Raw genomic sequence first — 12,024 nt, 5'->3', positions numbered from 1 at the left:
GACGCGGATCGTGTACGTGCGGATCGCGGACGTGCCGTGGACCGGTGAGCGTGAACGTCAGCTCTTGGTACGGAACTTGTGGATCGCGACCGGCGCCATCACGGCGGTGATCGCCACCGACCAGCCCAGGGTCACCCACAGGTCGTGCGCGACCGGGCCGCCCACCATCAGTCCGCGGGCCGCGTCGGCGAGCGTGGACAGCGGGTTGTAGTCGGTGAAGGCCTGCAGCCAGCCGGGCATCGAGGCCGTCGGGGCGAAGATGGACGAGCCGAACTGAAGCGGGAACAGCACGAGGAATCCCATCGCCTGCACGGACTGCGCGTTCTTCAGGATCACGCCCAGGGTGAGGAACACCCACATGATCGACGAGGCGAACACCGCGGCCAGGCCCACGGCCGCGAACAGACCGGGCCAGCTGTTGATGTCGAACCCGACCAGGACGGCGACGATCATCAGCACGGTCGTCGCGAACAGCATGCGGACCAGTTCCACCGAGACCTTCGCGAACAGCACCGAGCCGCGCCCGATCGGCAGGGACCGGAAGCGGTCCATGACACCGGAGTTGAAGTCCTGGCTGAAGCCGGTGCCGACGCCCTGGGACAGCGTCATGCTCATCATCGCGATCATGCCGGGGATCACGTACTGCACGTAACCGTCCTGGCCGCCGCCCAGGGCCTGCCCGATCGAGCCGCCGAAGACGTACACGAACAGCAGGGTGAAGACGACCGGCATCAGCAGCGCGTCGAACATCGACTCGGGGTCCTGCCGGATCCACAGCAGATTGCGGCGGACGAGGGCGCCGGTGTGGCGCAGATGACCGCGCAGCGGGATCCGGCCGTCCGCCTTGGCGTCGGCGGCGGAAATGTCGGCGGGGGAAAGGGTGGTGGCGCTCATACGGCGACCTCCTCCAGGTCGGGGGCGGGCGTCGCGTCCTGCGGGGCACTGGCACGGTGGCCGGTGAGGGACAGGAACACCTCGTCCAGGCTGGGCAGTTCGGTGGTGACGGAGGAGATCGTGATGCCGCGCGCGATGACCGCGCCGACCACGGCGGTCAGTTGCTCGTCGCTGAGGATCGGGACCAGGACGGCTCCGCGTTCGGTGTCCACGGTGCTGGCGGCGAGACCGGTGAGGCCCATCTCGTCGAGCGAGGCGGCCAGGGGCCGCAGTTGCAGCGGATCGACCGGGCGGACCCGCAGGGTACGGCCGCCGACCTTCGCCTTCAGCTCCTCGATGGCGCCGCCCGCGATGACCTTGCCGTGGTCCACGACGGTCAGCTCGGAGGCGAGCTGCTCGGCCTCCTCCATGTACTGGGTGGTGAGCAGCACGGTGACCCCGTCGCCGACCATCCGCTTGATCTCGGTCCACACCTCGTTGCGGGTGCGCGGGTCGAGACCGGTGGTGGGCTCGTCGAGGAACAGGACGGAGGGCTGCCCGATCATCGACGCGGCCAGGTCCAGGCGCCTCCGCATACCGCCGGAGTACGTGCTCGCCGGCCGCTTGGCGGCGTCGGTGAGCGAGAAACGCTCCAGCAGTTCGTCGGCGCGGGCGCGGGCGTCCTTGCGCGGCAGGTCGAGGAGCCGGCCGATCATGTAGAGGTTCTCCCAGCCCGGGAGCTTCTCGTCCACGGAGGCGTACTGGCCGGTGAGACCGATCACCCGGCGCAGCTGGCGCGGCTGCCGTATGACGTCGTAGCCGGCGACGTTCGCCTGCCCGGAGTCGGGGGAGAGGAGGGTGGACAGGATGCGTACGAGGGTGGTCTTGCCGGCGCCGTTCGGTCCGAGCACACCCATCACGGTGCCCTCGCGGACGTCCAGGTCCACGCCGTCCAGTGCCTTGGTCTCGCCGTAGTGCTTGACCAGCCCCCGTACGGAGACGGCGGCGTTTCCGCCGCTGGGGTTCTTGTCGATTCGCGTCATGCCGCCAAGGTGCCAGCCCCCACCGACAAACCACCGACATCCCACCGACAGGCTCGATATATCACCGACAGTCGCTTGTCGGAAGGCGAAAGACAGGGGCGCAGCCTGCGCAGCAAAGGGGCAGCCCGCCGACGGGGGAAGATCGGCGGGCTGCCTGGTGCCACAGTGGACTAGTGGACGGAGTGCTCCTCCAGAGGGAACGTTCCGCCGACGACGTCATCGGCGAACGCCTTCGCCGCGTCGCCCATGACCTCACGCAGATTGGCGTACTGCTTCACGAACCGAGGCATCTTGCCCCCGGTCAGCCCGAGCATGTCCGTCCAGACCAGCACCTGCGCATCGGTGTCCGGCCCCGCCCCGATCCCCACGGTGGGGATGTGCAGCACCCGGGTCACCTCGGCGGCCAGCTCCGCCGGAACCAGCTCCAGGACGACCGCGAACGCGCCCGCGTCCTGGACGGCCTTGGCGTCCCGCAGAAGCTGCTGGGCGGCCTCCTCGCCGCGCCCCTGGACGCGGTAGCCCATGGAGTTCACGGACTGGGGGGTGAGCCCGATGTGGGCCATCACCGGGATGCCGGACTCCACGAGCAGTTCGATCTGCCGGTGCGACCGCTCGCCGCCCTCCAGCTTCACCGCTCCGACCCCGGCCTCCTTCACCAGCCGGGTCGCCGAGCGCAGCGCCTGCACCGGCCCCTCCTGGTAGGACCCGAAGGGCAGGTCGCCGACGATCAGGGCGCGCGAGGTGCCCCGTACGACGGCGGCCGAGAGCATGGTCATCTCGTCGAGGGTGACGGGCACGGTCGACTCGTACCCGAGGTGGCAGTTGCCCGCCGAGTCGCCGACGAGCATGACCGGGATGCCGGCCTCGTCGAAGACGGACGCGGTCATCGCGTCGTACGCGGTGAGCATCGGCCACTTCTCGCCGCGCTCCTTGGCGGTGGTGATGTCGCGGACGGTGATGCGGCGTGTGCCCTTGCCTCCGTACAGCGCCCTACTGCTGCTGTCGGTGGTCGCCTGGGCAGCCGAAAGCTGCGTCATTGCAACGGCTCCTTCTGTCATCTCGAAGCGCCCTCACGGCGTCTCCGGATCCCCTCCATGGTGGCATCTCGTGCCAGGGAACGGCTAGAGGGGGCACTCTCTCCCGGCGAGAGGGGGCACCCGCTCCCCACGGGCCCGTAAGGTCTCGGTAAAGGCTTTCAAATACGAGACGGTCTCGTATCGAATCTCCTCTAGGCTTTTCGGCATGACAACTCCCGCCGTCCCTGCCACCCGCATACCGGAAGCCGTGCACCGGCGCCGCTGGGCGATCCTCGGTGTCCTGATGCTGAGCCTGCTGATCGTCGTCCTGGACAACTCGATCCTGAACGTCGCGATCAAGACCATCTCGACGCCCGCCCCGACCGGCCTGGGGGCCACCCAGAGCGAGCTGGAATGGGCCATCAACGCCTACACCCTCGTCTTCGCGGGCCTGCTCTTCTCCGCGGGCCTCCTCGGTGACCGGCTCGGACGCAAGAAGGTCCTGCTCGGCGGGCTCTTCGTCTTCGGTGTCGGTTCGGCGCTCGCGGCCTCCTCAGGGACGCCGGTCGAGCTCATCTCGTTCCGCGCGGTGATGGGCCTCGGCGCCGCCTTTGTGATGCCGGCCACCCTCGCGGTCCTGATGAACGTCTTCGAGCGCGACGAGCAGCCGAAGGCCATCGGCATCTGGGCGGGCGGCGTCGGCCTCGCCATCGCCATCGGCCCGATCACCGGAGGCGTGCTCCTCGACCACTTCTGGTGGGGCTCGGTCTTCCTGATCAACGTGCCGATCGTGATCCTCGCCCTGGGCCTGATGATCTGGCTGGTCCCCGACTCCCGCGACCCGAAGCCGGGCCGGATCGACCCGGTGGGCGTGGTGCTGTCCGTCATCGGGCTCGTCCTGCTCGTCTACGGCATCATCAAGGGCGGCCAGCTCGCCGACTTCACGGACCCCACGGTCCTCGCGACCATCGGCGCAGGACTCGCCGTACTCGTCGGCTTCGTGGTGTTCGAGAAGCGCAGCAGCCACCCGTCGATCGACGTCACGTACTTCAAGGACAAGGTCTTCTCGTCGGCGATCAGCGCCATCGCGCTCGTGTTCTTCGCGCTGATGGGCGTCACCTTCTTCGCCGTCTTCTACACCCAGAGCGTGCGCGGCTACTCGCCCCTGCAGACCGGTCTGTTGATGCTGCCGCTGGCCGTCGCGCAGCTCGTCTTCGCGCCGCGCGCCCGGCTGGTCGTGGACCGCTTCGGCAACAAGGCCACCACCACCGGCGGCATGCTCCTGATCGCCGCCATGCTGGCCGCGTTCGCCGGTCTTGAGGCGGACACGCCGATCTGGATCCTCGAGGTCATCTTCTTCCTCATGGGCACCGGAATGGCGCACATCATGACGCCCACCAGCGTCGTCATCATGCAGGCGCTGCCCCGCGAGAAGGCGGGCTCCGCCTCCGCGCTCAGCAACACGTTCCGCCAGGTCGGCGGCGCCCTCGGCATCGCCGTACTCGGCTCGGTCCTGTCGGCCGCGTACCGCTCGGGCATCGAGGACAAGCTGCCCGCCGCCGCCCGGCACAGCGCGGGCGAGTCCATCGAGGCGACGCTCGGCTTCGCCGCGAAGCTCGGCCCCAAGGGAGACGCCCTCGTCGGCCCGGCCAACGACGCCTTCCTGCACGCGATGCATGTCACGGCCCTGTGCGGCGCGGGTGTCGCCCTCGTCGGCGCCGTGGTCGTCGGCCTGTGGCTGCCGGGCCGCACACCGGCCCCGGACGAGAAGGAGGCGGAGCTGGTGGGCGCGGACAAGTGAGCAGCGCGGACAACTGAGCTGCACGGACGACTGAGCCGTACGGCAGGGATCCGGCCACCCGGGACGGCGAGTGACCGAACTCCCCGCGTACCGGGGAGAATCAACGGGGTGGCCGGCCGAACACGGGCGGCGGAACAGCGGGATTCGAGAGCGGAGCGAGGACGTGGGCGTCGCGGAGCAGGAGGCGGGGGCGGCCGGCGGGGGCGGACCCGCCAGGGGGCGCCCGCGCAGCGAGGCCGTCGAGCGCGCGATCGTCGAGGGCGTCATGAAGCTGCTGGAGGAGGGCATTCCGCTCGCGGACATCTCCATCGAGCGGGTCGCCCGCATCGCCGGTGTGGGAAAGGCCACCATCTACCGGCGCTGGAGCGGGCGCGAGGAACTCTTCTGCGACGTGCTGCGCACCGCCGAACCGCCCGACCCCGAACTGCCCGGCGTCTCCATGCGCGAGGACCTGATCATCCTGCTCGAATCGCTGCGGCAGCGCGGTCTGGCGAACCGCTCCTCGGCGATCATGCACAACGTCCACGCGCAGATGAAGAGCAGCCCCAAGCTGTGGAAGGTCTACCACTCGGCCGTCATCGAACCGCGCCGCCGGATGACGTTCGACGTGCTGCGCCGAGGCCAGCTCAACGGCGAACTCCGCGCGGACGTCGACGTGGAGCTGGCCAACGACCTCTTCGTGGGACCCATGCTCGTACGTGCCGTCATCCGCCCGGACGCCGGGCTGGAGGAGGGCCTGCCCGAGCGGATCGTCGACACGGTCCTGGCGGGACTGGGACCCGCCGCCTCCTGAACGCACCGGCGAACGCACCGACGAACGCACCGGCAGAGGGCCGCCAACCCTCGCGGCAATGTGCGCGTTTCGTCACAGACCACCCTCACCCGGCCCGCAACCGGAACTCCTCACGTCGACTCTTTCGTCCTCGTGCCCATACGGCCGTCATGGCACGGCGAGAACAAACGCGATCATCCCCTAGGGTCTTAGGCGCAGGGATGGTGTGCACGGCACTTGGTGAGGCGACGGTATGGCGCAGGCGTACAAGACGGAGACGGGCAGCGGTGACCAGGGGTCCGACCGCAGAGAACCCCGGCTTCGGCGCCTGCTCTCCACCCTCCGCAACGACCGGGGCATCTGGCGCCGGGGCATCGTCCTCGCCGCGTTCGCCCTCGTGCTCTCCCTGGTCATGGGGCTGCACGCGCGGATCCCGAACACCATCGGCAACCTCGGCAGCCTCACGGAGACGTTCCTGCCCTGGCTGGCCGTCCTCATCCCGGTGCTGCTCGTCCTCGCGCTGGTCCGCAGGTCCGCGACCGCGCTGATCGCCGTACTGCTTCCGGCGATCGTCTGGCTCAACCTCTTCGGCGGACTGCTCGCCGACCGCACCGGCAGTGGCGGAAATCTCACCGTCGCCACGCACAACGTCAACGCCGACAACCCGGACCCGGCCGGCACGGCCCGTGACGTGGCCGCGTCCGGCGCCGACGTGGTGGCCCTGGAGGAGCTGACGGCCTCGGCGGTCCCGGTGTACGAGCAGGCCCTGGACTCGACGTACAAGTACCACTCCGTGCAGGGCACGGTCGGCCTGTGGAGCAAGTACCCGCTGAGCGAGTCCCGGCCGGTCGACATCAAGCTCGGCTGGACGCGTGCGATGCGGGCCACGGTCACCGCGCCGGAGGGGAAGCTCGCGGTCTATGTGGCCCATCTCCCCTCCGTGCGGGTGAAGATGGAGGCCGGGTTCACCGCGCGCCAGCGCGACAAGAGCGCCGACGCGCTCGGTGAGGCCATCGCCGACGAGAAGCTTCCGCAGGTCGCCCTGCTCGGCGACCTGAACGGCACGATGAACGACCGCGCGCTGAACGCCGTCACCTCGCAGATGCGCTCCACGCAGGGCGCGGCGGGCAGCGGCTTCGGGTTCAGCTGGCCCGCGTCGTTCCCGATGGCCCGGATCGACCAGATCATGGTCAAGGGCGTCGAGCCGGTCACCTCCTGGACGCTCCCGGAGACGGGCAGTGACCACCTTCCGATCGCCGCTCGCGTGAAGCTTTCGGCAACCGGCTCGTAACCCCTGGGAATACTGGGCCTGAGACGCTTTGTTCCGTAGATGAACATAAGCTGTACGGAACACCGCACTCGTTTGGAAGGTCCCTCATGCCCCTGGCCCTGCTCGCCCTAGCCGTGGGCGCCTTCGGCATCGGCACCACCGAGTTCGTGATGATGGGGCTGCTGCCCGACGTCGCGGACGACCTGAACATCTCGATCCCCAGCGCGGGACACCTGGTCTCGGCGTACGCGATCGGTGTCGTCATCGGCGCCCCGCTGCTCGCCGCGGTGACCGCCCGGATGTCCCGCCGCAAGGTCCTGATCGGTCTCATGGTGCTGTTCGTCGTGGGCAACACGCTCTCGGCCTTCGCCCCCGACCACCACTCCCTGCTCGCCGCCCGCTTCCTCAGCGGCCTGCCGCACGGCGCCTTCTTCGGCGTCGGAGCCGTCGTCGCCACCGGCCTGGTTCCCGCCGAGCGCAAGGCCCGCGCCGTCTCGATGATGTTCCTCGGCCTGACCGTCGCGAACATCGCGGGCGTGCCCGCCGCGACCCTGGTCGGCCAGAACTTCGGCTGGCGCGCCACGTTCCTGGGCGTCAGCGTGATCGGGCTGGTGGCCATCGCGTCGCTGGCGCTGGTGCTGCCGCGTGACGGCTCTCACGCCCCCGCCGCCGGACTCCGAAGCGAACTGGCCGCCCTCAAGTCCCTCCCGGTCTGGCTGGCCCTCGGCACCACCGTCGCCGGATTCGGCGCCCTCTTCTCGGCGTACAGCTACATCACGCCGATGCTCACGGACTCCGCCGGATACGCCGACTCCAGCGTGACGCTGCTGCTCGCCCTGTTCGGCGTGGGCGCCACCATCGGCAACCTGCTCGGCGGCCGACTGGCCGACCGGTCGATGCGGGGCACGTTGTTCGGCGGGCTCGTTTCACTGGTGGCGGTTCTGGCCCTCTTCCCGGTTCTGATGGGTACGGCCTGGAGTGCGGCCCTGGCCGTGGTGCTGCTTGGTACGGCGGCCTTCGTCACCAGCTCGCCGCTTCTGCTGATGGTCATGGAGAAGGCTTCCTCGGCCCCGTCGCTGGCCTCCTCCGCCAACCAGGCCGCGTTCAACCTCGCCAACGCCGGCGGTGCGTGGATCGGCGGGCTCACGCTGGCGGCGGGCTTCGGCACGACGTCACCCGCCCTGGCGGGCGCGGCCCTGGCGGTACTGGGCCTGGGCGTAGCGACACTCGCGTACGTGGTGGACCGTCGGCGGGTGACCGTCCGTGCCGGGCGGGTTGTCGCCGGGGGTGTTCCGCGGCAAGTGGAGACCGCCGCCCGTCGGTGACCTCCGGCGGCTGTCCGCGGGCCGTGGGCGACCGGTCGCGCAGTTCCCCGCACCCCTGAAAGCGGGCTGTGCCCCTGACATTCGTCTTGGGGCCCTGCTTTCAAGGGGCGCGGGGAACTGCGCACTCAGCCCCCACCCACCCGCACCCGACAGACATGCGAAACGAACCCCACGCCCCGATCATGGGCACCAATGATCAAACCCCGCCCGACCACAGCCGCCCTCCTGGCCCTCGGCGCGCTCGCCTACACCGCCTGGGCTCTCGAGGCCGTCCTGCCGACAGGCCTCACCCCCGCCCACACCTACGTGAGCGAACTGGCCGCCAGGAACCAGCCGTACGGCACCCTGTTCCGCACGACGGACCTGCTCGCGGGCACTCTGGTGTGGGCCGCAGCCCTGTCGGCATCGCTCCGGCCGCCCTCCCCGGGGCGGTGGACCAGGGTCGGCTGGGCCGCACTCGTCCTCTTCGGCACCGCCACCGCCGTGGACTCCCGCCTGCCGCTCAGCTGCGCACCCACCGCTGACCCGGCGTGCGACGCGCAGGAGCGTGCGGGCCTGCTGCCGGTGGCCCATTCCGCGCACTCCGTGAGCAGCACGGTCGCCCTGTGCGGCATGCTCGTCGCCATGGTGGCCCTCACCCTCACCGCCCGCCGGTACGCGCCCCGGGCGCCCCTCGCCCGCTCCGGCCCCGCCCTGGTGACGCTCGAACTGGCGGCCACCGTCTGGACGCTGGCCGCCGTCGCCGCGCTGGAGGCGGGCCACGACGGCTGGGGCCTCGGCGTCGCCCAGCGCCTTCAGGTGGGCGTCATCGCGGTCTGGCTGGGGGTGCTGGCCGTCTCGCTCCTGCGCCCCACGACACCTGGCGTACCTCTTGGTGACCGGGTCCCGGATGTGCGCGGCAGGGAACGTGTGCCGTCCGGTTCCGGAGACACCCGCCCATGACCTTCGTACGCATCCTTGGAGTCCCCCACCACATCCGCGTCGACGGCACCGGGCCCGTCTGCGTGCTCAGCGCCGGTCTGGGGATGGCGTGGTTCGACTGGGACCCGGTCGTTCCGCTCCTCGCCCCGCACCGCACGGTCGTCCGCTTCGACCGGCCGGGGCTCGGGCTCAGCGGCCACGCGCGCGCGTGGCCCACGCTCACCGGGGAGGCGGAGCGCATCGCGCGCGTGCTCGACGCGGCCGGGGTCGGGGCCGGTGAGCCCGCGACCGTGGTGGGGCACTCGCTCGCAGGGTTCCACTGCGAGGCGTTCGCCCGGTTGTTCCCGGAGCGGACGGCAGGGCTCGTGCTGGTCGACTCCAGCGTCGAGGAGGCGCCCCGGGCCAGGAGGGCCCCCGAGTTCGCGGACGCGTGCACGCGCGTGTGCGGCTCGTTGCTGTCCGCCGCGGGTGTCCCGCGCCTCCTGGGGCCCTTCCTGCGGCGTACCGCGGTCCGCGTCGGGCGGCACGGCGGCGGTGATCCGGCCCCGGACGACCTCGTCCGCCGCGCCTACTCCACCAGCCGTTTCCTGCACGCCGTCCTCGCCGAGAACGGCCGCTACCGGGACCAGGCCGTCGAACTGGCCTCCCTGAGGGGACGGGTTCCGCTGGACACGCTGCCCGTAACCGTGCTCGCGGCGTACGAGGGCGGCTCACGGCATTGGCTCGATCGGCAGAGGGTCCTCGCCGAGCGGCTCGGCGGCGTGTTGCGTGTGTCCGCCCCTGCCGGTCATCTGGTGATGCTCGACCGTCCTCAGGACGTCGCCGACGCGATTCTGGGGACATGAGCGCGCCCGTCCCTCGCCGGGGAGATGGCGAGGGACGGGCGCCCAACACATGTGAAAAGCGTCAGCGACGGTATGACGTCACATAGCCGGGGGCGGGCGAACCCACCCCGGTGACGTCGTCGTAGCCACGCACGGCCTTCAGCGAGCTGTCCTTGCCGAGGCTGCGGACGGAGGTCAGCAGACCCTCCGACGCGTCGAACGCGTTGACGAAGTCGACGCGCGCCACCGCGAGGTCGCGGCCCGTGGGGCGGTCCGTGACGTCGTGGTAGAGCTTCGAGCCGTACCGGTCGTAGATCGCCGGGTTGGCGAAACCGATCGGGTGGCCGCCGCGCTGCTGCTGGGCGAGCGCCTGGATGCCCGCGATGACCGGCGAGGCGAGCGAGGTGCCGCCGATCCGGTACTCGTCGTACTTCTGTGTCCCATCGGGGAAGGTCTGCGTCTGCCCGACCAGGAACCCGGTGTTGGGGTCGGCGATCGCGGAGATGTCCGGCACCGTCCGCATGGCCTGCTTGCCGTTCGCCTTCGCGAGCGCGGACGGCACGACACCCCGCTGGTAGAACGGCTGCTTCACCGTCGCGCTGGTGCCGCCGCCCGCGCCGGAGGTGTACGCGCCCGGGAAGTCGGTCCAGCTCTTGCCGTCGTCCGACAGCGTTGCCTTGAGCGTGCCCCAGCCGGTCTCCCACTTGTACGTGTCGCCCTTGCCGACGGCCAGCGAGGTGCCGCCGACCGCCGTCACCCACGCCGAGTTGGCCGGGGTGTCGACCTGCTTCGTACCGGTGTTCGCGACCTCGTCGCCGTTGTCGCCGGACGAGAAGTAGAAGCCGATGCCCTCGATCGCGCCCAGCTGGAAGACCTGGTCGTAGGCGGCGGCGAGGTCCGGCGTCTGGTTGGCCTCGATGTCGCCCCACGAGTTGGAGACGATGTCGGCCAGATGCCCGTCGACGATCTTGCCGAGCGAGTCGAGCAGATCGTCGTCGTAGCAGGACTCGGCGCCCACGTAGACGATGTTCGAGGCGGGCGCGACGGCGTGCACGGCCTCGACGTCGAGGGTCTCCTCGCCGTACCAGCCCGCCGCCCCGCACTCCTCGGTCCGCGTGTACTGCGTCGGCAGCACCTGGCTCAACTGCCCGCCGCCGTACGCCGCGTCGCCGTGCTTCGCCGCGTACGTGGCCGCGTCCGCCGCGATGGTCGGCGAGGCGTACGCGTCCGTGATCGCCACGGTCACGCCCTTGCCGGTCGCCCGGCCCGCCCCGTACGCGGCCCGCAGCTGCTTGCCCGTGTAGCCCTTCACGGCGTACGGGATCTTCGTGCCGTACGCCGTCGGGAGCGTCGTCGCGGTCTTCGAGCCGTAGTACGAGGAGAACGGCCCGGCGTTGTGGAAGACGGCGTCCGGCGGCGGCAGCGTGTCGGAGTGGTTCGCCTTGTGCGGGGCGTTGTCCAGGCCGGTGACGGTGAGCACGGCGCCGTTCAGACCCGCGGGCGCCGAGGCGGTCTTCGAGGGTGCCCGGTACGTCTTCTTGCCCTTGGCGTAGTTGTGCAGCTGGGTGCCGAACGCCTTCTCCGCTTCGGCCACTTCACCCGTCACCGAGAGGTAGTGCCGCGTGGTCTCCGTGACGGTCAGACCGGCCGACTTCAACCACGCGGTCACCTCGGCCACTTGGGCCTTGGTCGCGCCGAAGCGGGCGTCGGCCTGCCCCGCGCTCAGGTACTTCCCGTACGAGGCCGACGACGGGTCGGAGACGGCCTTGGCGTAGGCGCTCAGGCCCGCCGCGTCCCGGCCGGCGAGGTAGACCCGGGCCGAGACCCGGGAGGCGTCCGCCGTGGCTCCCTTGTCCGCCTGGGCGGTGGCCCACAGCGGTTTGGTGCCCTGGAGCGTGTCGCGGCCGTCCGGGTCGGTCGACGCGTGGGCCGCGGGTATGCCGAGTGCCAGCGCGCCGGCGAGCAGAGGCAGTGTCGCCGCCATGCTCACTCCGGCACGCACCGCGGCTCGGTTGGATCTCATGGAGAACCCCCTAATGGATCTCTGGATGGGGGTCACTCTTGCGATGAACCATTCATGCCAGGGGAATGGCGGGGGCATGGCTGGGCCAAGAAGCGCCCAAGGAACCGCATGTGCAAGGGATTTGGGGCGCGATGCCCGACATAAACCGGGTCGCGC

At 70.4% G+C, this 12,024-nt stretch carries 10 protein-coding genes; 6 read left to right on the top strand and 4 right to left on the bottom strand.

Annotated elements, in window-relative coordinates:
* Positions 1-57: 57 nt before the first annotated feature.
* The 3 genes from ACN20J_RS15480 to panB all read right to left on the bottom strand — a co-directional run bounded on the left by ACN20J_RS15480 (position 58) and on the right by panB (position 2,953).
* Positions 58-894 carry an ABC transporter permease gene (locus tag ACN20J_RS15480; protein WP_189838247.1) on the bottom strand — a complete coding sequence of 279 codons (837 nt, stop codon included), beginning with the start codon at positions 892-894 and terminating at the stop codon, positions 58-60.
* The gene (locus tag ACN20J_RS15475; protein WP_189838248.1) at positions 891-1,916 is read right to left on the bottom strand and encodes an ATP-binding cassette domain-containing protein; all 1,026 of its coding nucleotides are present in this window, start codon (positions 1,914-1,916) and stop codon (positions 891-893) included. Before ACN20J_RS15475 ends, ACN20J_RS15480 begins: the two co-directional genes overlap by 4 nt.
* Before the next feature lie 170 nt (positions 1,917-2,086).
* Positions 2,087-2,953, bottom strand: a complete 867-nt coding sequence (gene panB / locus ACN20J_RS15470) for a 3-methyl-2-oxobutanoate hydroxymethyltransferase (RefSeq protein ID WP_189838249.1) — start codon at positions 2,951-2,953, stop codon at positions 2,087-2,089.
* Between the two features lie 205 nt (positions 2,954-3,158).
* Here panB and ACN20J_RS15465 point away from each other — a divergent pair, with 205 nt between their 5' ends.
* The 6 genes from ACN20J_RS15465 to ACN20J_RS15440 all read left to right on the top strand — a co-directional run bounded on the left by ACN20J_RS15465 (position 3,159) and on the right by ACN20J_RS15440 (position 9,866).
* Positions 3,159-4,733, top strand: coding sequence for an MFS transporter (locus ACN20J_RS15465; RefSeq protein WP_189838250.1), 1,575 nt, complete (start codon positions 3,159-3,161; stop codon positions 4,731-4,733).
* A 163-nt stretch (positions 4,734-4,896) separates the two neighbouring features.
* Positions 4,897-5,526: a TetR/AcrR family transcriptional regulator gene (locus ACN20J_RS15460; RefSeq protein ID WP_259333385.1), complete on the top strand. Its 630-nt coding sequence runs from the start codon at positions 4,897-4,899 to the stop codon at positions 5,524-5,526.
* Between the two features lie 232 nt (positions 5,527-5,758).
* The gene (locus tag ACN20J_RS15455) at positions 5,759-6,796 is read left to right on the top strand and encodes an endonuclease/exonuclease/phosphatase family protein (RefSeq protein WP_189838251.1); all 1,038 of its coding nucleotides are present in this window, start codon (positions 5,759-5,761) and stop codon (positions 6,794-6,796) included.
* An 86-nt stretch (positions 6,797-6,882) separates the two neighbouring features.
* The gene (locus ACN20J_RS15450; RefSeq protein WP_419666098.1) at positions 6,883-8,100 is read left to right on the top strand and encodes an MFS transporter; all 1,218 of its coding nucleotides are present in this window, start codon (positions 6,883-6,885) and stop codon (positions 8,098-8,100) included.
* 192 nt (positions 8,101-8,292) lie between these two features.
* Positions 8,293-9,042, top strand: coding sequence for a DUF998 domain-containing protein (locus ACN20J_RS15445; RefSeq protein ID WP_419666097.1), 750 nt, complete (start codon positions 8,293-8,295; stop codon positions 9,040-9,042).
* Positions 9,039-9,866 carry an alpha/beta hydrolase gene (locus tag ACN20J_RS15440; RefSeq protein WP_419666096.1) on the top strand — a complete coding sequence of 276 codons (828 nt, stop codon included), beginning with the start codon at positions 9,039-9,041 and terminating at the stop codon, positions 9,864-9,866. Before ACN20J_RS15445 ends, ACN20J_RS15440 begins: the two co-directional genes overlap by 4 nt.
* A gap of 61 nt (positions 9,867-9,927) precedes the next feature.
* Here ACN20J_RS15440 and ACN20J_RS15435 read toward each other — a convergent pair whose 3' ends face one another.
* The gene (locus tag ACN20J_RS15435) at positions 9,928-11,868 is read right to left on the bottom strand and encodes a S53 family peptidase (RefSeq protein WP_419666095.1); all 1,941 of its coding nucleotides are present in this window, start codon (positions 11,866-11,868) and stop codon (positions 9,928-9,930) included.
* Between the last annotated feature and the right edge of the window lie 156 nt (positions 11,869-12,024).

The organism is Streptomyces sp. 2-1, from assembly GCF_048564895.1.
Lineage (GTDB): Bacteria > Actinomycetota > Actinomycetes > Streptomycetales > Streptomycetaceae > Streptomyces > Streptomyces phaeochromogenes.
The sequence above is the reverse complement of the archived record's forward strand: the minus strand, read 5'-3'. Positions and strand labels throughout refer to the sequence as shown.

What these genes read in the sequence shown, in the direction of transcription:
- ACN20J_RS15450 (WP_419666098.1), top strand. Translation starts at nt 6,883, where the DNA reads ATGCCCCTGGCCCTGCTCGCCCTAGCCGTGGGCGCCTTCGGCATCGGC.
- ACN20J_RS15455 (WP_189838251.1), top strand. Translation starts at nt 5,759, where the DNA reads ATGGCGCAGGCGTACAAGACGGAGACGGGCAGCGGTGACCAGGGGTCC.
- panB (WP_189838249.1), bottom strand. Translation starts at nt 2,953, where the DNA reads ATGACGCAGCTTTCGGCTGCCCAGGCGACCACCGACAGCAGCAGTAGG.
- ACN20J_RS15435 (WP_419666095.1), bottom strand. Translation starts at nt 11,868, where the DNA reads ATGAGATCCAACCGAGCCGCGGTGCGTGCCGGAGTGAGCATGGCGGCG.
- ACN20J_RS15480 (WP_189838247.1), bottom strand. Translation starts at nt 894, where the DNA reads ATGAGCGCCACCACCCTTTCCCCCGCCGACATTTCCGCCGCCGACGCC.
- ACN20J_RS15445 (WP_419666097.1), top strand. Translation starts at nt 8,293, where the DNA reads ATGATCAAACCCCGCCCGACCACAGCCGCCCTCCTGGCCCTCGGCGCG.
- ACN20J_RS15465 (WP_189838250.1), top strand. Translation starts at nt 3,159, where the DNA reads ATGACAACTCCCGCCGTCCCTGCCACCCGCATACCGGAAGCCGTGCAC.
- ACN20J_RS15440 (WP_419666096.1), top strand. Translation starts at nt 9,039, where the DNA reads ATGACCTTCGTACGCATCCTTGGAGTCCCCCACCACATCCGCGTCGAC.
- ACN20J_RS15475 (WP_189838248.1), bottom strand. Translation starts at nt 1,916, where the DNA reads ATGACGCGAATCGACAAGAACCCCAGCGGCGGAAACGCCGCCGTCTCC.